Source organism: Pseudooceanicola sp., from assembly GCF_029213205.1.
GTDB lineage: Bacteria > Pseudomonadota > Alphaproteobacteria > Rhodobacterales > Rhodobacteraceae > Pseudooceanicola.
The window spans coordinates 73,242-99,511 of record NZ_JARGNH010000010.1 but is presented as its reverse complement, the minus strand read 5'-3'; the positions used below and the strand labels follow the sequence as shown (position 1 = coordinate 99,511).

Genomic DNA, 26,270 nt, shown 5'->3' with positions numbered 1-26,270 from the left:
CGGGGGGCCTGTCCGGCACCGACCTCAACGTCGCCTGGACGGTGCGCAACGATGGCATCGGGGTCACCGACGCGATCAGCTGGACCGACCGGATCACCCTGTCGCGCAACCCCGATGGCAGCGGCAAGGTGGCCTCGGTCGATTACACCCATCTCGGCGCGCTGGAGGTTGGCGACGGCTATCAGCGGACCGCGGTCATCGGCATTCCCAATGGTGTTTCCGGGCCGCTCTATGCCAGCGTCGAAACCGCGCCCAGCGGCGGCCCCTATGAATTCGTGTTCAACGACAACAACCGCTCGGCGGCGGTGCCGACCACCATCACCCTGGCGCCGACGGCGGATCTGCAGGTCAGCGATATCGCCACGGTCGAAACCTCGGCCGAGGGCGAAATCATCGACGTTGCCTGGCGGGTCAGCAACGCCGGTGCGGCGGCGCTGGACGGGTCCTGGACCGACCGGCTGGTTCTGGTGCCGCTGGACACCTCGAAACCCAGCATCACCGTGGGCAATTTCACCAACACCCGGGCGCTGGGCATCGGGCAGAGCTATCAGCGCACCGAACGGTTCCGCCTGCCTGCGCGGATCGAGGGCGCCTATACCCTGACCGTGGTCACCAATTACAATCGTGGGATCTATGAAGAGGGGGCGGCGGGCGACAACAACACCACCGCCGACGACCGGCCCCTCACTGTCACCCTGAACCCGCGCCCCAATCTGCAGGTGTCGAGCCTGGTGATTGCCCCCGCCGTCACCGCAGGCGGCAGCCAGCAGGCCAGTTTCGAGATCATCAACCAGGGCAGCGTCGCGGCGCTGGGCGAATGGCAGGACAGCGTTTACCTGTCGCTTGACGACACGCTCAGCAGCGATGACGTGCTGATCTCGCGCACCGGCAACCCGCTCGCCCTGGCGCCGGGCGAAAGCTACAGCATGACCTCGGATGTCGGCACCGTGCCGCTGCTTTGGTCGGGCGATGCCTATGTGATCGTCTCGGCGGACAGCAATGCCCGGGTCGACGAATATCCGTTCGACAGCGACAATCAAGCGGCAGCCAAGTTCAACGTCACCGCCCTGCCGCGCCCGGATCTGGTGACCGGCAGCGTGATCGCCCCGGTGCAGGCCGTCGCCGGGTCCGAGGTCGAGGTGCGCTATCGGGTCACCAACCTGGGCGCGGGCGAGACCCTTGATGACAGCTGGCGCGACACCATCTGGATCGCGCAGGATGCGCGGCGGCCCAATACTTCGGCCTTTGCCGATGTCGATGGCGCGGATTTCCTCAAGGGCAATTCGGCCCGGCTACTGGGCAGTGTCACCCATTCCGGCGGTCTGGCGCTGGGCGAAAGCTATGAGATGACCCTGCGGGTGCAGATCCCCGAGGACCTGCCTTCGGGCCAGTATTTCATCACCCCCTGGTCGGACAGCTACGACGTGGTGGCCGAGGACACGCTGGCGATCAACATCAACCCGGATGATCCGAACGAGCTGGACAACAACAACTACAAAGGCCGTGGCATCGACATCATCGGCTATGTGCCGGTGCGCCCCGATCTGGTGGTCTCAGGGGTGACCAGCGACGCGGCGGCCTATGCCGGGCGCGATCAGCTGAATGTAAACTGGACGGTTGCCAATTCCGGGCTGACCGGCACGCCGGAAAGCTGGATCGACCGGGTCTATCTCAGCGACAGTGCCGAATTCGGCGCGCCGGGCGAAACCCTGTGGCATCTCGGCGATCTGGCCCGCAGCGGCGCGCTGGAGCCCGGCGAAAGCTATCGCGCCAGCGCCAGCTTCGACCTGCCGCCCTCGGCGCGCGGGCAATTTGTCCATGTGATCACCGATGCCTCGGTGCGCGGTCGCCAGGCGGTGGTCGAGGCGGATGAGGACAACAACCTGGCCAGCGGCACCGCCGATGTCAGCGGTGCTGCCGCCGACCTCAGGGTGATTGCCGTCGCCGCCGCACCCGGCGCGCGCTCGGGCGAGCCGGTGCAGATCACCTGGACCGTGCGCAATGACGGCGCCGCAGCGGTCTGGGACGGAACCGAGTATTGGCGTGACGCCGTGTGGGTGTCGCGCGACCCGGTGTTCGAGCGCAGCCGCGCCACCCTGCTGGGCCAGGTGATCCACCAGAACCAGGCCGGGCTGGCCGCCGGGGCGAGCTATACCGAAACCGCCGAGATGGTGCTGCCGCCGGGCAGCGATGGCGACTATTACCTGCATGTGGCAACCGATGTGGCCTATTACGGCGGGCTGCCGCTGGGCGAATCCCTGAGCGGCGCAATCGACAAGGGGGCGGAGTATTACCGCACCAGCGCCTATGAAACCGAAGATGACCCGACCGGCAATTTTGGCCGTGGCAGCACCCGCATCACCTATGCCGAGCCGGACCTGACCGTCACCGCTTTTGAGGTGCCCGCCGGGGCCAGCAGCGGTGGCCCGGTCGAAATCACCTATACCGTCACCAACACCGGCAGCCGCGCCACCCGCGAAAGCCGCTGGTATGACCGGTTCTATATCTCGGTCGACGGCGCGCTCGATCCGCAGGACCATATGATTGGCGAGCTCCGCCGCGATGCGCCGCTGGGCATCGGCGAAAGCTATACCGAGACGGTGACCCTGGATCTGCCGCTGGGGATCGCCGGGGATTACACCATCCTGATGGAAACCGACGCCACCTCGCGCGCCGGTGGCACCTATCAGAAATCGACGATCCGCATCGGTCTGCATGGGCTCAGCGCCACCGCCGACAATGTCGATGAATTCGCCGGTGAGGGCAACAACAGCGCCAGCGCACCGATCGCGGTCGAGGCGGCACAAACCGCCGATCTGACCATCAGCGCCCTGGCCCTGCCGCAGCGGGCGGTGACCGGTCAGCCGTTCACCGTCAGCTATGCGATCACCAACAGCGGCGTGCGCTCGACCGGCGGCGGCTGGCGCGATCTGGTCTATCTCAGCCGTGATGAATCCCTCGACACCCGCACCGATTTCTTTCTTGGCTATCACGATCACCTGGCCCCGCTTGAGGCTGGCGCGCTGCGCGAGGTCGATCTGGCCACCAAACTGCCCAAGGGGCTGTCGGGGTCGTATTTCGTCTATGTGGTCAGCGATCCGGTCTCGAACAGCGCTCCGGTGGGGGCGGTGTTCGAGGACGGGCGCGAGGACAACATTCGGTCCTCGGCGCAGCCCCTGCTGATCGAACAGGAACCCCCCGCCGATCTGGTCGCGTCCGGCGTCGCGCTGTCCGGTGGCTCTGCCCCGGGCGATCCGGTGCAGGTCAGCTGGACCGTCACCAACCAATCGACAGCCCCGGCCAAGGGCGAGTGGAGCGATGCAGTTTATCTGTCGCGCGACGGGGTCTGGGACATCGGCGATACCTTCCTGGGACGGGCCACCCATGCGGGCGGGCTGGCGGCGGGGGCCAGCTATGCCGGCAGCCTGACCGCTGATCTGCCGATCCTCGGCGACGGGGCCTGGCGGGTGATCCTGCGCACCGATGCGCGCGACCAGGTGAACGAGGCCGCGTTCGAGGGCAACAACACCAGCGTCGGCGCCGGGGCGATCACCGTGGCCAGCCCGCTGATCCCGCTGGGGATCGACCGGGTGGTGTCGCTGGGGGCGGCCAGCGAACGGCTCTACCGGATCGAGGTGCCAGCGGGCGAAACCCTGCTTGTGTCACTGAGCGGCGGCGACCCCAACACCGCGAACGAGATTTTCCTCAAGGCCGGGTCACCGCCCAGCCAGTCGGATTTCGACGCCGCCCAGGGCAGCGTTTTTGGCACCCGGCAAGAGGCACTGATTTCCACGACCGAACCGGGCAGCTATTACATTCTGGTGCGCAGCTTTGGCGGTGAAGACGGGGCAGAGGACATCGACCAGGTGCTGCGGGCCGAGATCCTGCCGTTCCAGATCCGCGACGTCACCCCCGATCAAGGCGGATCGGCGCGGTTCGTGACCATGACCATCGACGGTGCCGGCATCCTGCCCGGCGCGGTGGTCAAGCTCAGCCGCCCCGGGCTGGCGGAATTCCTGCCGGTGTCGGTGAAACGCATCGACGCCACAAAGGTGATCGCCACCTTCGACCTGGAGGGCGCCGAACACGGGCTTTACGATGTGATCGTGACCAATGCCGATGGCGCCGAGGCGATCCTGCCCTATCGCTATCTGGTCGAGCGCCAGATCGAACGCGACGTGACCGTGGGCTTGGGCGGGCCGCGCGTCATTCCGGCGGGGCAGGCCGGGGTCTACAGCGTCGTGCTCGACAGCCTCACCAATGTCGATACGCCCTATGTGCATTTCACCTTTGGCGCGCCCGAGATCGGCAGCAACGATTTCGCCTATAACCTGCCGTTCCTGCAATTCACCACCAATGTCGGTGATGGCTCGGACACGCCCGCCGAGGGGCTGAGCGGCGCGCAATCGGCCCTGAACCTGGGCGGGCGGCTGCTGGCCCCTGGCTATGCCTTTGATCTGGCCGCCGAGGGCCAGGCGCAGATGAATTTCGCGGTGCAGACCTATCCCGGCCTGCAGGCGCTGATCGACCGCGATTTCGAGGGCATCAAGACCTATCTCTATGCCCGCTTCCCGGATCTCGCCGCAGCGGACGGGCTGGCCGGTGGTGTCGATGCGCTGGCCGCTGTCGATCCGCTGATCCACGAGATTTTTACCGATCCCGGTTTCGAGGTCGTGCATGGCGATCTGCCCTGGTATCTGCCGTTCCAGTTCAACGTGGTCGCCGCCGCCACCCCGATGACCCGCGACGAATTCGTCACGGCGCAGCGCGCCGAGGCCGAAAAACTGCGCCAGGCGGTGCTGGCCGATGCCGATGCCACGCCGGCGCTGCAAACCCTGGCGGCGGATCAGGCGGCCTGGACCGATGGCTTCCTCGCCGCGCTGACCTCTGCCGGGCTGCTGCGCGAAGAGGCCGACGCGCCGCCGGTGTTCGAACAGACCCGGGTCACCAGCCTGGTGGCGCAGCTGTCACAGGGCCTGCTGATGGGCCCGGCGGGGGATGAGATCCGCAGCGGTGGCGATCTGGTCGACTTCTACGCCGCGGTGCGCGGCTGGTATGGCTCGACCCCCGCAGCCCTGGCGCCGATTGCCCGCTATGACATCCGCAACCCGCCGCGGGGCCTGCCCTATGATGTGCCGGTGGCGGCGCTGCCGGACGTCGCCGAGTTCGACCTGGGCCTCAGCCGCCCGACCACCTTTACCGCCTTCAATGTCTATTCGCCCTGGCTGGGCGAAGGCGCGGTGGATCTGCCGGATTTCGGATCGGATGCGACGACAAGCGAGCTGACCGCGCTCGACCTTGACCGCTTCCGCGAGATCGCGGGGGTGGCCCAGGGCGACGGCGCCGCCTGGCTGCGCGGCCCGCTGGGCGCTGGCGACGAAAACTGGGTGCCGGCGCAGACCGCGCTGCCGCATGAGATCGGGTTCGAGCTTGACGCCGCCAGCCCGCGCCCGGCGCGAGAGCTGCGCATCGTCACCACGCTGGATCCGGGGCTGGACGCCCGCAGCTTCCGCCTGGGCGGGCTGAGCATCGGTGATCTGAATATCGAAATTCCCGCCGGGCGGCTGCTCTATCAGACCGATATCGACCTCAGCGCCAGCCGTGGCTTTGTGCTGCGGGTTTCGGCGGGGGTCGATCTGGCCAGCCGCACCGCAACCTGGCTGGTGCAGGCGATTGACCCGGCCACCGGTGAATTGCTTGAAGGCAACGGGCCCGAGGGGCTGCTGCGCGCCGGTGAAAGCGGATCGGTGCGCTATCAAGTCGAGGCCAGCAAAGAGGCCGTCAGCGGCGCCGAGATTCTTGCCGAAGCCCAGGTGATCCTGGATGTGAGCGCACCCGAGGTTACCGAGGCGTTTGGCTACCGGCTCGACCAGGGCGCCCCGATCACCACCTACAACGCCCGCCGCATTCCGGGCACCGAGGACACCCGCATCACCTGGTCCGCGACGGACGAGGCGGGCGGATCGGGCGTGCAAAGCGCCAATATCTACGTCTCGGTGAACGGCGGAGATTTCCGCATTGTCGCCCGCGACGAGACCACCGGAGATTTCACGTATTCGCCGCCCGACGGCACCCCGGCTGGCGCGACTGTCGACGTGCTGGTGTTGGCGCGCGATCTGGCGGGCAATCGCGACGCGGCGCCGCCGGGCCTTGCCGCCAGCGGCGATCTGGTGCCGGAGGTGATCGATCTGGGTGGCAGCAGCGTGACCGACACCACCGAGGCCGCGCCGCTGAATGTCGCCACCCCCGCCCTGCCGGAGCCGCAAAACCCGCTGTTCATCGAGGCGCTGGGCGGCATTCCGGCCACCATCTCGCCGCTGCGTCCCGGTGCCTATGCCACCGCGGTCGCGCCGTTTGCCTTTGAAACCTTCATCGCCGGGCTCCCGGCCAGCCAGGGCGGCATCGGCGCGCTGGCGGTGCTGGGGCTGGCGGATGGATCGGTGCTCTATTCCGGCGGGCCGGACCGGGCCTGGCTTTACCATGTCGACGCCAATGGCGCTGGCGGCGAGGAACCGCTGGCCCGGCTCGACACGCCGATTTACGATATGGCGCAAGCGCCGGACGGGCGGATCTGGGCGACCTCGGGCGGCGGCGCCCTGCTGGAATTGAGCGGCAGCACCGGCGATATCCTGAACCGTTATGGCGATGGCATCACCCAATCGGTCGCGGTGACGGCGGATGGCGCGATCTATGTCTCGACCGGTGACGGGGTGGCGCGGTTCGACGCGGTCACCGAAACCTTCATCGCCTTTTCCGACCGCCGCGTCGATGATCTGGCCGTGGCCCCTGACGGCAGCCTCTGGGGCACCAGCTGGCCCGACCGGGGCCGGGTGCTGCGCTTTGATGCGGATGGCACGGCGCGGGTGGTGGCCGAGGTGCAGGCGCCGCTCGATTCGATCACCTTTGGCACTGCGGGCAGCGAATTCGCCGGGCTGGCGCTGCTGACCAGCGTCCGGGACGGGACCGGGACCGGCGCGGTGTCACGGATCTTTGCCGTCGATGTCGCCAGCCACGAGATCGTCAGCGTCGCCGCCGCGCCGATCCGGGGCGAAGGCATCGCGGCGCTGGCCGATGGCCGGGTTCTGGTGGCGCATGGCCTTGGCCTTGACGTGCTGCGCCCGCTTTATGCGCCCAAGGTTGTCGCCAGCACCCTGGCCGATGGCGCGATCACCGCGCAGCCGGTCGCCGGTTTCTCGTTCCGCTTTGACGATGACATGGCGGTGAGCGGCGCGGGATCGGTGCTGAACCCGGCGAATTTCGCGCTGATCGACTCGCACGGGGAAATCCTGCCGATCACCTCGGTGGAGTATGCCGCCGACAGCCGTGAGGTCACACTGCGCTTTGCGGCGTTGCCGCGCGGTGTCTTTGCGATCTCGGTCTCGGGCGATGTGCAAAGCGCCCGCGGCGTGGCGCTGGGGGCGCCCTATAGTGTGGAATTCACCCGGCTGCAGGATGTCACCGCCAATGTGCGGATCGAATATCAGAACACCCGCTTTGACCGCCAGACCGGCACCACCACCTATGAGGTCATTGTCACCAATACCGGCACCCGGCCATTGCTGGCGCCGCTGCAACTGACGCTGGACACCTCGGACCCGAGTGGCAGCGGCACCCCGCTGAGCGGGGTGCGGGCCAATGACATCTGGCTGATCGACCTCAGCGATGATCTCGGCGCGGACAATATCCTCAGCCCCGGCGAGACCGCCACGGCCCATGCGGTGACCCTGCTGCTTGACCCCGAAGAGCGCGGGGCCTTTGCCCATGGCGTGCGGATTCTGCCGGGGGTCAATACTGCGCCGGTGATCCTGGAATCGATGCCGGGTGAGGCCGAGGTCGGGGTGCTCTACCGTCACGACTTCATTGCCGCCGACCTTGAGGGCGACGCCATCGGCTGGGTGCTGGTCAGCGGGCCTGAGGGCATGGTGCTCGACCCCGAAACCGGGGTTTTGACCTGGACCCCGGGCCGCGACGCGGCGGCGACCACCCCGGTGGTGGTGCGCGCCTATGACGAGGCCGGTGCCTTTTCCGAGGCGACATGGGACATTGCCATCGACGCCGGGCTGAACACCGCGCCGCAGATCGAGGCACCGAGCGCGGTGATCGAGCTGTTCGAGGGCGAAGAGATGCGCCTGCCGCTGCTGGCCTTTGATCCGGACCTCGACCGGTTGCTGCTGTTTGCCGACAACCTGCCGCGCGGGGCATTCCTTGACCAGGACACCCAGGAGCTGGTCTGGACCCCGCAACCCGGTCAGCGCGGCCTCTATCAGGACGTCACCATCGGGGCCAGCGACGGCGCTGCGCAGAGCACCCAGAGTTTCGATATCCTGGTGCGCCCCGGCAATGCCGCGCCGGTTGTGGCGACGCCGCTGCCGCTGGAGGTGCGCGAGGGCGAGCCGCTGCGGATCCCGATCACCGCCGAAGATCCCGAGGGTGGGGTGCTGCGCTATTCGGCGCCGGTGTTGCCCGCAGGTGCCGCGCTGAACCCCGATACCGGGGTGCTGGAATGGACGCCGGGCTACACCCAGATGGGCGAATATACGGTGCCGGTCGATGTCACCGACGGGCTTGGTACCACCCGCATCGTGCTGCGCATCAACGTCGCCAATGCCAATGGCGCGCCGAGCCTGCGCGGGCTCGACGACTGGACCGCGACCGAGGGTCAGGCGCTGTTCTTCCGCACCGAGGCGTTTGATCCCGACAACCCCGATTACGTGATGCCGGAACGCGACAGCGACGGCTCCCTGATGCACTACGAAGGCTCACAGCGCAGCTCGGTCAGTTACGAGATGACCGGCCTGCCGAGCGGTGCCAGCTATGATCCGGGCACCGGGCAATTCCATTGGCAGACCGGCTTTGCCGATGCCGGGCTCTATGTCATGCGGCTGACCGCGACCGATGATGGCGACGGCACCGGTGTTGCCGCCTCCCGCAGCATCGACATCACCCTCACGGTCGAGGATCTGAACCGTCCGCCGGAATTGCCGGACCTGCCGAACCGCAGTGTCGAAGGCGGCGGCACTCTTGAGATCCCGCTGAGCTCGGTCGATCCCGATGGCAATGTGCTGCGCTTCACCGCCACCGCGACCCGCGCCGCCGGGGCCGATCAGATCGACCTCGATCCGACGCCGATCCCGCTCGATGGCTCCTCACCCTTCGGGGCGCTGGTGATGGCGGCGGACGGCGGCGCGACGCTGCGGCTGACCCCCGCCGATCTGGACCGGGGCGATTGGCGGATCGACCTTGAGGTCGAGGATGACGGCAATGGCACCGCGGCCAATGCGCAGCGCGATCAGGGCAGCTTCATCCTTTCGGTCGAAGCGGCGAACCTGGGTCCGGCGCTGGCACCGGTCGCCGGGCTTGTCGCGGTGCCGGGGCAAGAGTTGCGCTATGAATTCACCGCGCTGGATGCCGATCGCGATCCGCTGACCTTTAGCATCGAGGGCCTGCCGGAGGCGGCGGTGATCTCTGCCGGGTCGAGCTATGGCCGGGCGCTGCTGCGCTGGACGCCGACCAGTGCTGATATCGGCGATCACAGCCTGACCCTGCGGGTGACCGACAGCGGCGCCGGGGTGCCTGCGGATGCGCTGAGTGATACATTGACCCTGCCGGTCAAGGTGCGCGCGGCCAATGGCGCGCCGATCCTGCAACCGGTGGGCGATATCACTGTGGCCGAGCTGCAGGAGTTCAGCCTGACCCTGGGCGCCGCCGACCCGGATGGCGATCCGCTGACCTGGTCCGCCACCGGCCTGCCGCCGGGTGCCAGGATCGACGCGCTGACCGGCACCCTCTCCTTTACCCCGCACAGCTATCAGGCCGGGCGTTATGAGGGCATCACCATCCGGGTCACCGACGGCAACAAATTCGCGACCGAGACTCTGGCGCTGATCGTCACCAACACCAACCGCGCGCCGGTCTTTGTGCCGACCCCGCCGCAGACCGGCCGCGAAGGGGTGGCATTCGGCTTCCGCCTGCTGGCGGGCGATATCGACGGCGACGGCATGGTGTTCGAACCGGTCGGGGCGCTGCCCGCCGGGGCGCGGCTGAACGCCAGCACCGGCGAATTCCGCTGGACGCCGGATCATACCCAGGCGGGCAGTTACACGATCAAGGTCCGGGTGCGCGACGCGGCGGGCGCGGCGAGCGAGCAGGCGGTGGTGACCCGAATCCTCAACCAGAACCGGGCGCCGGAGCTGGCCCTGCAAAACCGTGCCGTGGTGCTGGGCGAGACGCTGCAATTCAGCCTCGGCGCCAGTGACCCGGACGCCGATGACACGCTGATCCTGTCGGTCGAAAACCTGCCCGACACCGCCAGCTTCGATCCCGCCAGCAATGTCCTGACCTTCCGCCCCGAGGTTGGTGATCTGGGCGATCATGTGGTGCGGGTCAGCGCCTTTGATGGCACCGACACGGTTCCGCGCAACATGGTGCTGCGGGTCAGCCGCAGCCCGCAGCTGCCGATTGCGGTGCTCGATGTTACCCCGGGATTCCCGGCGCGGCCGGGCCAGTTGGTGACGCTGTCGGCGGCGGGGTCCGGGTTCGTGCCGGTCGCCTCCTATCGGCTGACCATCGACGGGGCCGAGGTGCCGCTGAGCGATCTCAACCGCGCCAGCTTTATCCCCGAGGCCCCGGGGCGGATCACCGCCGTGCTTGAGGTGACGGATGTCGACGGTCGCGTCGGGCGCGTGGAAAAGGTGATTGCGGTGCGCGATGCCGCCGACCGCGCCGCGCCGGTGCTGGGCCTTGCCATCAACGATGGCGCGGTGCTGCAGGCGGGCGCGATCATCGGCAGCGTGACCGATCCCGGTATTGCCGATTGGCGCGCGATCCTGGTGCCCGCCGATGGCCCCGCGATCATTCTGGGCAGCGGCACCACCCAGGTCGCCAATGGCGTGATCGGCCATCTCGATCCGGGGTTGGTGCAATCGGGATTCTACCGGCTGCGGCTTGAGGCCGTCGATATCGCCGGTCTGACCTCGGTTCTGGAGCGCCAGGTCGAGGTGCTGCCAGCGCCCTCGGCGACCCTGCGCCGGACCGAGGTCGATGCCCGTGTCGATCTGGGCGGTGTCAGCCTCGACCTGACCCGGACCTATGACGCCCGCGACGCCGGTCGCGCCGGGGATTTCGGGTCGGGCTGGGCGGCGGGCTGGAACGATCTGCGGCTGGATGCCGGACCGGCGAATGCCCTGAACCGTGCCCTGCAGACTGGCGACCGGGTGCATCTGAGCGCGCCGGACGGCACCAGGCTGGTGTTCACCGCGCAGATCGACACCGAGGCGATTGCCGGGCTGGATCGCGCGATCCTGCGCTTTGTCTCGGAAACCCCGGGCTATACGCTGACCCACAACGGCCCGCTGCTGACCGAGGCCGAGGGCGGGCTCTATTCGGTGGTCAGCGGGTTGCCCTACAGCCCGTTCGGGCGCGGCGGCGAGGTTTTGACCCTGACCAGCCCGGATGGCACCATGTGGCACGCGGACGGGTCCGGCGCGGTCAAGGCGATCACCAAGGACGGCACCCGGCTGATCGTTGCTGACAGCGGCATCATCGCCCCGGATGGCAGCGCGGTGCAGATCGTCACCAACCCGCTGGGCGGGATTGCCGGGCTGCAACTGCCCGATGGCGGGCGGCGCATTTATCTTTACGACGACGCGGGCCGGCTCAGCTTTGCCGGCGGTGGCGCGGCGCCGATGCTCTATGGCTATGAAACCGGCGAAGGCGGGCGGCTGATCGCCGCGACCGGGCCGAGCGGGGCGCAGTATCGCTATGCCGCAGATGGGTCGGTCACCAGCAGCGCCGCGCAGCATCATTTCGGGACCCTGGCCGAGGCGCAGCCGCGCAATGTCACGCTGAGCGCGGGTGCGGTGGACGGCAGCACCCTGGCGATCCGCGACACCGAGCTCGCCTCGGCGGGCGGGCGGATCCTGCTGCGGGTCGCGGTTGAGGGGCCTGCGCCCACGGCCCTGACGCTGAGCGGGATGACGCCGCTGACGCTGCAGCGCGCGGGCGGGGTGAGCACCGCGATCTTTGCCATCGAAACCGCGGGCCTGTTCAGCCTGCAGCTGACCGGCGCGGCGGCGGGGGCCTATCGGATCAGCCTCGGCGCGGCGGGCGATCTGAACGGCGACGGCAGCGTGAACGGCACCGATCTGGGCGCGCTGGAAACCACGCCGGTGGACCTGAATGGCGACGGCCTGGCGACTGCGGCGGATCGCGGGCTGTTGATGCAAAACTTTGGCCTGCTGGCGAATGCCGCGCCGGTCATCACCCCCGAAACGCAAAAGACCTATACCGATCTCGCCATCGAAATCCCGCTGGCCAGCATGACCAGCGACCCCGAGGGCGATCCGATTTTCTATGAGCTGATTGGCGCGGTCGGCGGCACCGCGTCCCTGACGCCGGACGGGCGGGCGATCCGCTTTACCCCCGAGGCCGGACGCAGCGCGCCGGGCCGGGTGATCCTCCGCGCCAGCGATGGCTATCGCCAATCGGCGGCCACCAGCCTGGCCATCGACATTTCCGGCGCGGCACTGACCAGCATCGATTTCGCCACCCGCGCGCCCTATCTCGCCGATGGTCAGCGTGTCGATTTTGCCATCACCGGTCAGTTTGCCGATGGTGGCAGCGCGCAATTGCCCGAGGGCTATGTCACGGTGAATTTCGCCGATCCGGCGGTGGCGCGGATCCGGGCCGGGCAGCTTGAGGCGCTTGGCGACGGGTTCAGCCTGCTCACCGCGACGCGCGGCGCGGCGACGGCGGCGACGGTGGTGCGGGTTGGCCAACTCAGCGAATATGACGAGGCGCTGATCACCTATGGCGCCGATGTTTATCCGGATGCGGTGATCGTCACCCCGGGGGCCGAGCGGCAATTGCTGCTGTTCGATCCCTTCGATGAAAACGTGATCGCGACCCGCAATGACGAGGTGCGCAAATACGTCGTCAACGGCGATATTGTCGAAGTAACGGCGGATGGCCGGATCATCGGCAAGACGGTGGGCGAGACCCTGGTGCAGGTCATCTATCGTGCCACCGAATTGCTGGTGCCGGTTCGGGTGCAGGCGCCGGTGGTCGGCGAAGCGGTGCCGGTCGGGCGCGCCGGCGGCATCGTGCAGAATGCCGATGGCTATCAGGTTGCGATTGCCGAGGACGCCCTGCCGCGCGATGTCGCGGTCAGCATCGAGACGCTGAACCAGGCCGATCTCGATGTGCCACCGCTGCCAACCGGTGTCGGGCTGACCTTTGCCGGGGCCTTCCGGCTTGATACCGGCGATGCGCCGATGCGGATTCCGGCGCAGCTTGCGATTCCGACCGATGCGCCGGTCGGATCCCGGATCATCTTTTACCGGATCACCGATTTCGTCACCGAAACCGGGCTGGTCCGCGGCTATCAGGAGGTCGAAAGCGGCCTCGTCGGCAGCGATGGCATGGCGCGCACCACCTCGCCGCCCTGGGACGGGGTGCAGGCGGCGGGCGAATTTGTCCTGGCGGCTGCGGATTCGGCGCTGACCCAGGTCAGACAGGTCGAGGTCGATATCAAGGCCAAGAATGCCACCGATGCGGTGCAGACCGGCGGCTTTGTCGCCGGGACGGCGGGCGGTGCCTTTATGGGCGCGCTCAGCGCTGGCGGGAAAATGACGCTGACCCTGCCGAACCGGGTCAGCAATATCATCACCACGATCTTCAACGCCGACAATTTCGAATACATCACCAGCAAGGCGATCGAGCTGATCGCCGGGATCGGCGATGTCGTGGTGTCGCTGGTCGGCAGCGCCGCCGCCGAAGCCATCGCTGGCACCGCGCCGCTGATCACCTCGACCAATACGCTGCTGGAATCGGTGAACGGCAATTCAGCGGTGGTCGATCCAAGGCTTGAGATCCGGGGCAAGCGGCTGGTGGCGCCCAGCGGGTCGACAAACCCGCTGCCCAGCTGGGTGGTGTTCGGTGAATTCGACCGCGAGGAATTGCAGCAGGCCATGCTGGAAGTCGGAGCGGCCCCGGCCGATACCGTCCTGCGCGCCAGCAAGCAGAACGGCATCGCGGTGCTGGCTGATTACCGGAGCGACGGCGGCGACGATGTGCTGACCGTGCGCCCGCCGAATGATATCGGGGTGCGCGACGCCATCGTGGTGCGCCCGGATTCCGCCTTTCAAACCTATGGTTTCAAACCGAGCCCGACCAAATACGCCACCAGTGATCCCACCAGCGGCGGCTATCGCGATGTCACTTGGGAATTCTCGGATCGGGTGCAGATCCGGGGCCGGGCCGAGGACACCTTCATCAGTGTCGAACGGGGCGTGCGTCAGCCCGACGGGGTGGACATCGCCGCCACCGGCGAGGTGCTGGATCAGCTCGTCGTGGTGCGCGAACGCCCGTTCGAGCCGCCCTTGGCAGGCGATGCGACCGCCCGGCCGGTGATGATCGGGCGGATTCCGATCGGCTATCTTGACGGGAACGGCGAGCCGATCGCCGAAAAGGGCAGCGCCCGCCCCGACAAGGTGGTGCTGAACAACGATTCGACCCGTGCCTATGTCGGGCTGACCGGCGCTGGCGGGATCGCCGTGGTCGATACCGTGCTCTACCGCCAGATCGACGTGAAGCCGGAGGACGAGGCCCACACCAATTTCATCGAAATGTCGGATGCGCGGATCGGCGAGCTGTTCCTTGATCGCAACAACGATTTCCTGATCGCCACCGACACCGCCCAGCCGGTGATCTATTTCATCGGCATAGATCCGGACGATCCCGCGACCTATCACAAGGTGGTGCTGACCCGCACGCTGGACAAGGACTGGCCGGTGACCGGCGCCACGCTAACCCCGGATTTCAAACAGCTGGTGGTCACCCAATCCGACCGCTCGGCCGGGTCAACGCCGGACGCGAACGGCAATGCCTATCAGCCCGGCAACGGGCGCATCGCGATCTATGACCTCGCCAAGCTGATGGACGAGAACGAGCCGGTCGAGGCCCTGTTCGCCTTTGGCGAGCGCGGCGCCACAAACGGCACCTTCCTGCGCAACCCGACCGGGGTGCAGACGCGCGTCGCGATTGAGGATAACCGGTTCAAGATCATCGTCCTGGATGGTGGCCGTCAGACCGGCGAGACCACCGGCTCTGGCGCCTATAACGGCAGTGTCGTTGTCCTGAGCATGAGCGCCGTGGGCGATCTGGGCGGTGCGGGCATCTGGACGGTCGAAGACAATGTGCCCTTCAACTTCCCGCTGGGCAGCGACCATGACAGCGGCAGCGATCCCTTCGACATCGCCGACCCCACCGACATCGTGTTTTCCGCCGATGGCAAGACCGCCTTTGTCCTGGGCCAGCGTCGCTTTGACGAACGCTTTGTCGAACGCAACCCGAACCTGACCGACAATTCCGAGGTCGAGCGCTATCGCAACAACCAGGCCGGGACCAATATCGCGGTGTTCAAGGATCTGCTGGGCAGCAGCACCGGCAAGACCCCGCGCGTCGTCGCGGCCACCCGTGGCATTCCGAAAAGCTGGGGCACCGACATCGGCCTGTCGTCGGATGGCAAATACCTGTTCATGTCGGGCGGTCGGCTGGGCACGGTGCTGGTTTATAACATCGACGCCATCGACGAATTGCTCGACAATGCCGAGGATCCCGCGCTGTTCGTCGATCACCCGATTGACGACCTGCGTAGCTCTGATGGCGGTCAGTTGGTCGAGGACGGGGTGATCCGCACCCTGTTCAACCGCGATATCGACTCCCGCGCTGCCTTTGGCCTGTTCGGTGACGGCAATGGCGAACAGATCCGCGGTGCCGGGGGGGCCTTTGCCGGTTATGCGCCGATCTATACCGGCGGCATCACCCGGGCGGTGGCCGAAGGCCGTTCGCCGATCGACCTCAGCCCCGAAGGGTTCGATGGTCCGCTGGACGTGACCGCAGGCAAGGGGTTGATCACCCTGCCAAGCTATACCGCCAAGGCCAACCCGCAGCCGACCTTCCATTTCAATATCGACAATCTCGATGAGGTCACCGAGGTGGTGTTTACCCTTGCCGTCGCATCGCCGCGTGAGGGGCTGTATGTCGGGGACACCAGCGCCACGGATGTCGCCGCGCTCGAGGCGCTGGGCTATGCGGATGGCGCGGGGGTGTCGGCGCTGGCCGACAGTCTCGGGGTTGGTGGCAGCCTTGAGGGCACCGGCATCCGCGAGCTGCTCCCGGTCGAGGGCAACCGCAACCGCATCTACACCGAGCGGATTTCGCTGGAGCGGATCCGGGCCGAATTCCCCGATGGCAATTTCGCGATCACCCTGCCCGAAGGCACCGTGCTGACCCGGGGCCAGCAATATTACTGGGGCGTCGAAACCGTGCTGCAGGGGTCCAACAACCATCCGCGCGCCGCCACCCTGGAGGCGAGCCTGGTGATCGCCCCGGACAAGCCCGCCCTGGACGAGAGATATGCCGGTGTGACCGTGCTGACCCATGGCTTCAGCGCGCCGCTGCTGGGGCCGGATGTCAGCGAGACCACGATGTTCGACCTGGCCCGCGCCATCGCCGATGCCTCCAACGCTGCGGTGATGCTGCACGATCCGGGCACCGGATCGGACGGCGGGCGACGTTTGGGCAATTGGATCACCTTGAGCGGCGATCCGAAAACGGCGGATTCGCTGGTCCTGATCACCGACTGGACCGAGGCGACCTCGGTCAATGACACCGGTTTTGCCGAGGCGGCGGGCGACAGTTTCTATGCCGATCTGATCGATCTGGAATTGCACCACCTGACCGGCATGCTGGGATCGCCGCTGCATTTCATCGGTCAGGATCGGGGCGCGGTGGTCAATTCCGAGATCGTGCAGCGCCTGCTGGTCAATGAGGGGGCCGAGGCGCTGGGCAAGATCCATGTGACCACGATTGATCCGGGCAGCGTGCAGCCGCAGATGAAAGTGCCGATTGCCGATTTCCTGGGTGCGATCGAGGATATGAGCAAGCTCGTCGCCGTCGGCTTTTTCACCTACGGGCTGGTGCAGGCCTATGGTTCGGTTCAATCCTTCGGCACCCTGGCCCCGGTGACGGTGCCGGCGTCGCTGGCGGCCTTCCGCTATGCCAAGACGGCCAAGGAGTTTTCGGAAAAGGTCGCCGCGGCCAAGACCACGGTGACCCGGCTCGGCTTTGATACGCTGGATTTCAGCAACTTCCAGGATCCCAAGGTGATCAACTGGAAGGGCGTCGATTTCGCCGACAATTATTACCAGCAGGCGGTCGATCCGACCCGCGCGGTGTCGTTCAGCTGGCGCGGTCTGCCGCTGGACACCGCCGATGTGAACATGAACCTGACCGGGCTGCCCGGCTTTTTCGAGGATGACGCGGTTCCCGATTTCTCGTTCGGGCTGCTGAACAAGACCCAGCTGGGCTTCGGCGTCGGCACTGTCAACGCCCGCGCGGTCGGCTGGTATCTGGGCACCGCCGATCTGGGGGCCGAGGAATACAACGGCGTCGGCGACGCGCCTGACAACATCTGGCGGCAGGCCTCGGACCGGTTCATCGAGACCAAGACCGCCTTTCCGCCCGACACCAGCCTGTGGGAATTCGGCAAGCTGGCCCGCTATTACAACGACAAGACCGCGCCGGTGCCCGAGGACATCGCCAAGGCCGCCGCGGGCTACGACAAGAACCTGAAAAGCTGGTACATCGCCCGCGAATTCGAGGGCAGCGACACCCGCACCGATACCAAGGCGGCGCTGGATCAACGGGCCTGGGAAGGCGTCGGCACCGGCTGGTTCTATTCCTCGCTGGGCGGCGGCGAAGGGCTGCGCAAGTACATCCCCACCGTGGACCGGTCGAAATACGACCCCGAAACCTTTGACAACACCACCCAGGGCGGCCAGCTCGAGGTGATCGAGGATGTCTTTAACGGCGATTTCGAAAGCACCTATCGCCCGTTCTATGGCCGGGTGCCGGTGCCGGGGCGCAGCGCCTATGAGATTGCCGGCTGGTCGTTCCATGGTGGCGGCGTCGCCTCCGAGGACAACCCGAACCCGGATTATGACGGGTTCGACGCGGCGACGCTGGCGGCGTCGATCCCGTTCCCGGGTCTGAATTCGCTGAAGCCGAGCCTGTCAGAGGACAAGATCGAGGCGAAATTCGCGGCTCTCGCCAAGGCCGATCCGGCCGCCGTCGCCGGCACCAGCGCGCTGAAGTTGCAGGAGGCCGTCAACTTCCTGATGAACGAGGCCTTTGCCTTTGACGAAGGCGTCGCACTCATCGACGCGATCTCCAAGGCCAAGATCAGCGATCTGCCGGGCCTGCTGAGCAATTTCGTCACCAAGTCGGGGACCAAGCTGTTTGACCTCGCCTTTGGCGGCGGCGCCATTGACGTGCTCAAGGAAATGGCGCTGTCCGACCTCGCCAACAACACCGCCAGGCTGAGCCTGAAAGGCCCGGTCGCCGCGACCGGGTTCGGCGCCATCGGCACCGAGCTGAACAACGCCGCCGAAGCGCGTGAGCGGCTGGCCAAGGAAGCGGCGCTGAAGAAATGGCTGGGCGACGAGACCGCCGAGACCCGGGCCGGGCCATCGGTCAAGGACGCGACCAAGAAATTCCTGGTCGACGAGTTGGTCAAGCGCCTGCCAGCGATCATGAAATACATCCAGGCCGAGCTGATGACCTACAGCTTTGAGCTGCAGGAAGGTCGGTCGCTGGTCCACAACACGCTGAAATTCCCGAAAGACAAGGATCTGCTCGGGATCGACATCACCTGGCTGCCGCCCTTCATCCCGCCGTCGCCCGGCACCGTCATTGGCAACGAATTGGAAGTGTCGGTCGAGGTTGACGACGTGCTGTATCGCCTGACGCCCGAAAACGCGGGCGCGGTGCTGCGCGGCTATGCCACCGAATACGAAACCAAGCGGGTGATGTTCAAATTGCCCGCCGAGGTGGTGGGCGAAGTCGGCCGGATCGTCATCGTCAACGGCACCGCATCCGGGGTTGATCGCAGCCCCTACCGGGTCGAGCTGGACAATATCAGCTTTGACGGCCGGGTGGCGATGACCGACAGCCAGGGCGACGCGCAGGATCTGAACATCCTGTTCCATGACAGCGGCCAGGAGTTCGAGAATGCCGATGGCATCGACACCTTCCTGAAGGCCGAGGCCAGCGGCACCGGCATTGATCGCCACGAGCTGACGATCCAGAACAACAACGACCGCGCCATCGACGTGACCCTGCGTATCCCGCAGAATGATTTCCTGACGCTGAACGTGGCCGAAGGGGTGTGGTTCTCAGGCGCGGAAGCGGTTTCCGGCGTGCTCGACATGCGCTCGGGCGCGGCGCCGCTGACCCTGACGACGTCGCTGGAACCGGGCAAGAAAGCAGCGCTGTCGCTGGCCGCCTCGGTCAACCGCGACCGGCTGGAGGAATTGCTGGGGGTGGACGGGCTGGCACTGCTGACCGCGCAGGCAACGATCAGCTATGTCATCCCGGGTTCGCCGCAGACCGGGCTGCAACGCGCCAACCTGTTCTATATGCTGGACGGGGGCGATGACCTGGCCAATGACGGCAGCTTCGGCTTTGCCGATACCACGGACCGGACCGAGCGCCAGATCGTGATCCCGGTGCGCGGGGTTCTGGCCGATAATGCCGGGCTTGAGGCCAGCATCACCGACGAGCGGCGCGATGACTGGATGCTGGTCGACACCGGCACGGTCGGGCGCATCACCCTTGGTTTTGCGCCGCATGGGGTGCTGGCAACAGCGGGTGGGGCGCAGCCGATCCTTGAGGATGAGGCCACCCTGCGGCTGACCTGGCAGGGCACCGAACTGGGCGATTTCCAGCTTGCCGGCCGTGGCACCGCACCGCAGGTGATCAACCTCGATATCGACGCGCTGCGCCTCGCGGTGCGGGCCCGGATCGCCGCGCTGCAAGAGCGCGACACTGCCGACGAGATCCCCGAGGCCGACAGCTTTGCCGCGCTGTTCGACACCCTGGCCGAGGCGGATTGGGATCGCGTGGCGGCCGAGATCGAGGCCCAGGTGATGGCGCTGGTCGCGGCGGCGGGAGCCAAGGGCTATACCATCCTGCGCGGCGCCGAGGGCGATCTCAGCTACAGCTTCACCTCGGGCAGCGGCCTTGGCGCCAGCCTGCCGGTGGCGCCTTCGGACACCGAAAAGGCGGCCGCCGAAGTCAACGATACATTGAACGAAGCGGTCGAGGCCGAGGCCAAGCGGGTCGCCGATCCGAAAAAGGATTTCGACCAGGCCGCCGACCTGCTCGCCGGTCTCTTTGTCGGGGGCGAGGACGATCTTGCCACCCTCGGGGCGCTGGCCGGGGATTTTGCCGCATCCGCGGATTCCGCCGTATCCAAGGCCCGCGCGGCCCGCGATGACTTTGTCCCGGAAGCGGATGACTTCACCGATATGGTCGATGCAATCGGCGGCGATACGCCGGCCTTCGGGCGGCTGGGCGCCAAGGTCCAGGAGGCCTTTGGCCAGATCGACGCCAAGGGCGCGCTGCTGGAACCGACCCTGACCGATCTGCTGGATCGTCAGGTCGCGCTGCTGGCTGAGGCCGAGGCCATGGCCGACACCCCGGACACGATCCAGGCGGTGAACCTGTTCCGCGATCTGTCGGAGCAATTGCAGACCCTTGGCGGCAATCTGACCAATACGCTGCGCAAATCCGGCTTTGGCTCTGGCAGCAGCTTTGAGGCGCGAACCGGGTTCAGCGACACGGTCAACAGCGGGCTGGCCAGCATCATGGCCGGGCTGAAACAACCGAGCGGCGGCAGCTCGATTGGTGGCATCCTCGACAACCTCGCCAATACTCTGGGCGGCAGCCCGGCGGGGGATGCGCTGCACAGCGCCTGGGGCACGGTTCAGCAAGAGAACACCGGGATCCTGAGCAGTCTCAAGGGCGTGCTGGGGCAAACCCAGGGGGCCTTTGCCAATCTGGACGATCTGCTGGCCGGACTGTCTGGCAACATGACCGGTGCGACCGGCGCGGGGCTGGCGGAATTCGACACGCTGCTGGGGCAACTCGAATCCGGGTTCGGTGAGTTTGATACCGCTTCGCTCGGCATGCTGGGCGCCACCACTCAGAGCAGCGCCGCATTGCAGGCGGTCGGCGCCCGGGCGATGACCAAAGGCAATGCGCTGATCTTCGAGGTCGACGGGGCCGGTGCCGATCTGGCGGCCTCTGAAGTGACGCACAAGCTGATGCAGGGTGTTGCCAGCGTGACCGCCGACCCGGAAACCGCCGCCGCGATCAAGGCGGTGTTTAACCGGGTGCAGGGCGAAAGCACCGGCCAGTTGCAAGAGGTCCGCACCCGTGGCGGTGGGATGCTGGGCGGGGTGACAAAACTGCTCGACTCCCTGGCCGGCCTGACCGGCACGACGCTGCAGGACCAGCTGCAGGACGTGGGCAATCCCGACAGCATTGGCGGCATCTTGTCGGGGATCTCGGAATCGATGCAGGGGCTGAAAGGCAGCTTCGACCCGATGATCGCGGCGCTGGGTGAATCGGCAGAAACCGGCACTGTGCAGATGAATGCCGCTGGCGGGGTCGGCGGTATTGGCAAGGCCATCGGCGATCTGGGGGCAATGGCCAAGGCGCTGCTTGAAAACGCCGGTCAGAGCGCGCTGATGACCGAAGGGGCCAGCGGCGGCCTGCTGTCGAAAACCGGGATGACGACCATCCTCAACGCGCTGAAATCCGACGAGTCGCCAACCGCGCCGCGGACCGGTGGCGGCGGTGGCTTGCTGGGCGGTTCCGGGCGTCTGCTCGATCAGGTCAGAGATCTGTTTGAGGGGTCGGAGACCGGCGCGCGCGATGCGAATAACCCCTTTGCCCTGCCGCTGGATGAAATTCGCGGCAGCTTCAGCAAGATGCTGGAGGGCACCTCCGGCCTGGTCGAGGCGCTGAAAGGCAGCGCGCCGGACAGCGCTCTGCCGCCCGGGATCATGGAGACCCTGCGCGAGATGAAAGAGGCCGGGGCCTCTGGCAAGGCCTGGTTCGCCGAGGCCGAAGCCGCCGTGGGTCAGCCCGAAACATCGGGCGGCGGGCTTGACGGTGTGCTTGGCCGGTTGGTCAAGGATCTCTTCCCCGGGGCCAAGCCGCAGGACGAGACGCCGCTGTCGAATCTGACCGCCAACATCGGCAAGCTGTTCGAGGGCAACAACGACGCGCTGGGTCGGATGCGCGATCTCCTGTCGGGCATTCAGGAGGACGGCAGCTCGATCCTCGACCAGATCGCCAATGGCACGCCGCCCGACCCGAGCAAACGGCGGACCTTGTCGGGCAAGCTGATCGACGTCGACGCCGCCTGGGGGCGCACCGATGCCGAACTGGGCCTGACTGAAGCGCAGTTGAGAGGTGCCGGCAAGGCCGCCGACCTGGCAGGCGCCGGGGCCGGTGGCGCCCTGGACGCATTGGATGTGATGATCGACAGCACCCTGTCGGCGCTGGCCGGGCAGAGCGAGCTGATGAGCGCCGCGCTCGACGGGGTGCGGGCGCTGATCGACCAGATCGACGCGCTTGACCCGGCGGATGCCGCCGGTGCCGCCGCCTTGCGCGCGCGATTGGACGAAAAGGTCGAGGCCGCCAAGACCGAGGCCGAGGCCACCAGGCAGAAGGTCGAAGAGGCCAAGGACGACACCGAAGAGCCACTGAAAGAGATCGTCGACGAGATTGCCGAGATCGACGCGGCCACCCGGCTTGGTTTTGGCAGTTTCGATTTCACCCCGGTCAATCCCGGCCCCGCCTTCGACCTGGACAAGCTGCTGCGCGACGATGTTGACGATCTGCTGACCGAGGCGCAGCAGAAATTCCGGCTCGACGCGCTGTTCAACGCCGATCACCTTGAGGATCGCGTGGTGATCGACATTGGCGCGCTGTTCGACGCGCTGCGGGCGCCGGCCAAGATCGACGGCTTTGACCCGGTCACCGCCTTTGCCGAAACCGTCGCCTGGACCTATGCGCATGAGATTGCGCATACGCTGGGCCTGCCGGATCTCTATGATTTCACCAATGGCGCGCCGCTGGCGGGTGCGGGCCTGATGGGGCTGCGCAACGATTTCACGCTGTCGACGGCGCAGGAGGACGTGATCCGCTACGCCTCGGATTCACCGGATGCCGGTCAGGATGCGGGCATTCTGTCGGTGCTGAACATGCTGCGCATCGCGCGGGAAGGCGGGGTTCTGAACCTCACCGAAGGCACTGGCCGCGACTACCTGATGGCGCCGCCGGTCGGATCGGTGCCGTTGCTGGACACCGGCTGGAATGTGCTGGGCCGGGTCGCGGCCTTGCCGGGGGGCGGTATCGAGCTGACCGAGGGCCTGACCAGCCGGACATCGGCCTATCGCGCCCTGACCCCGCCCACCGGCGCGAGCCAGCTCAGCTTTAACCTGCGCAGCCTGTTGCCGGTGTCCGGCGACACGCCGCCCGATGCCTTTGAGATGGCGCTGCTGGACAATCTCGGCGCGCCGCTGGCTGTGATCCCGGGCCTCACCGACACCGACGCGGCGCTGAACCTGCAGGCGAATGGCGCGCTGCGGTTGGCGGCCGGGGTGACCGCGGGGGCGGAAACCGTCAATGGCGACGGCACCGTGACCCGCAGGATCACCATCGACCTCACCGGGTTGGGCAATCCGGCGCGGCTGGCGCTGTCGCTTGATCTGATCGGTTTCGGGGCGCAGGCCTCGCAGGTTACGATCACCGATTTCGCCTTTGACGTGCCGGGCGGGTTCACCAACACCGCGCCGGTGCTGACCCAGGGCGCGGTGGTGCGGCTGGACGAAGACAGCTCGGCGCTGATCGACCTGCGCCTGCTGGTCAGCGATGCCGAGGGCGATCCGCTGACCTATGAGATCGACAGCCAGCCGCAGCACGGCAGCCTGACCGCGGTCGAACCTGGACTCTGGCGCTATACCCCGGCAGCGGATTTCAGCGGCAGCGACAGCCTGCGCTTCACCGCCCGCGATGCGGTGTTCCGGCCCTTGCCGGCGGTTTTGAACCTGAGTGTCGCGCCGCTGAACGATGCCCCGGCGCTGGCCGCGACCCGTCAGGTCAGCCTGACCGAGGGCGACACGCTGAGGCTTCAGGTTCTGGCCCGTGATGCCGATGGCGACACGCTGACCTACACGCTTGAGGATGGGCCCGAGACGGCCAGCCTGACGCCGCAGGGCGTGCTCGGCTGGGTTGCGCCGGATGGCCCGGCAAACAGCATTTTCCGGATTCTCGTCAGCGACGGGCAGGGCGGCAGCGCGCGCCAGACCCTGAGCGTCGATGTCACCAACGCCGCGCCGGAGATCGCGCTGATCGCGCCAGAGGTTTCGGTGGTCGAGACCCTCGCCAGCGTAAGTGTTGCCGTCAGCGATCCGGGCGGCGATGCGATCAGCCCGGTGAGCATCGACTGGGGCGACGGCAGCAGCGAAACTCTGGCGGCAGGCGCCAGTGGCGCGACCCATCGCTATGAGCGGCTGGGCCGTTTCACCGTCACCGCCTCGGCCAGCGACGACGACGGTGCCACCGGCACCGCCACCAAGGTGATCGAAGTGGTCACCCCGGGCCTGCGCGTCACCCGTGTCACCTCGGGCGCCTGGGGCGTGAATGTGCGCTTCAACGAACGGGTCGATACCGGCCTGCCCAACCCCTACCGGTTGGATAGCCGCCCGGCGGAACCGGTGGATGTGGTCCTGCTGGATGCGGCGGGCAACCCGGTGCGTGGCTCGCTGGTGCCGGATGCGGATGCGATGGGCTTTACCTTCCTGGCCAGCGCCGATGCGCTGCCGCCGGGCATCTATCGGTTGCGGCTGACGGCGGATGATCTGGGCTGGCGCAGCCGCTGGGATGTGCTCGAGGCCGGGCCGCTCGGCTATGAGGAACGCAGCATCACCATCGTCGAGACCCCGGTTACCCTGCGCCTGCAAAGCGCTGTACAGATCGCCGGTGAGGCGCTGGGCCTTCGCGGCGACGGTCTGGCCCTGAGCATGGATCAGTCCGGCGGGCTGCGCAGTCTGGTGGTGCAGATCGGCTGGGACAGCACGGTGATGGCTGTGACCGGGCTGTTGTCGTCGATCCCCGGCGTCAGCGTCAGCCGGGTCGATGACGGCGGCCTGGCCGGGCAGGCGCGCTACCGCATCGGTTTTGAGACCGCGCCCGAGGCCGGGATGTTGGAGCTCGGTCGGCTGATCGGGCGGACGCTGGCCGGGGCCGCCTATGCCACCTCCGGCGGGCCGCTGTCGGTCCGGGTGGTCGAGATCAACGGCGAGGCCACCGCCGATCCGGCGCCACAGGAGAGCCGTCTGGCGGTCCCGTCTGTTGCCAGCTTTGCTGCCGCGCCGACCAACCCCGCCGCCTCGGAAGCGCGGGTGATCGCGCTGATCGCGCGGCGCGGCGACGCCGATGGTGATGGCCGGGTGACGACCTCGGATCTGGCGCGCTTCGCCGCCTTGCCCGAGGATGAGCTTGTCGGTCTCGACGCCTGGCGCTTCATCGACCCGAACCTGTTGCGGCCGCTGCCCGGAACCTCGGTCACCCCGGTCGATCCGCCGGTCTTTGGCGGCACGCCCGGCAGTGGCACCGATGGCGCCAGCGACGACATCACCGCCGCTGGCAGCGGCAGCGCGGCGGATCTGTTCAGCTTGCGGATGTCGTCCGACAGCCAGCAGGGTGATGCCCAATCGCTGCTCAGCGCGGCGCAGGAGGATAGCGCGGGGCGCAGCGACGGGCTGCTCTATCTGCGCTACAGCCTGCCGGTGCCGCTTTGCCTGGTGCCGGTCGAGGACGGGGCCGACAGCCAGGGCGCGGCGGCGCGGGCGGCCCGCGCTGGGCTCTGCTTTGACGGCTCGCCCGCTGATCTGGCCGACCCGGATCAGCTGTGGCGACTGAACGGGATCACCAGGGTGGCGCCCGATGCGACGCCGATCGCGGTCAGCGCCGAGGATGGCGCGCTCTGCCTGATCGGCACCGCGCCCGAGAACGCGCAGGCGGGTGACCTCTATCGCCTGACGCCGCTGCCGAAAGGGGCCGCAGGCACAGATCCGGCAGCTTCATCGCCACTGCCCGCGCAGCACCGGATGTGTTTCGATGAGGTTGAGGCCGATCTGCCCGACGCCGCCGCGACCGCCGTCGAAACCCAGGACGACGCGGCACTGCATATCGCGCCCGCCGAGACCACCGACCTGTCGCCCTTCACTGCGCTGGCGCTGATGAGCGGCACGGTTATCGCCCGCCCCGGCACCACCTCTGGCGCGTCGGATCGCAAGCGGGCGCGTCATGCTATGCTGTTGTCGGACATGAACGAATCGAGTGAAGGCTGA

The 26,270-nt window shown here is 67.1% G+C and carries 1 protein-coding gene (only partly in view); it reads left to right on the top strand.

Going from position 1 to position 26,270, the window contains the following annotated elements; genetic code table 11:
* Nucleotides 1-26,270: the 3' portion of a CARDB domain-containing protein gene (locus P1U48_RS09860; protein WP_301068810.1), read on the top strand. 8,404 nt of this gene lie to the left of the window's left edge; only the last 26,270 of its 34,674 coding nucleotides appear in the window; its start codon lies beyond the left edge, outside the window; the stop codon is at nucleotides 26,268-26,270.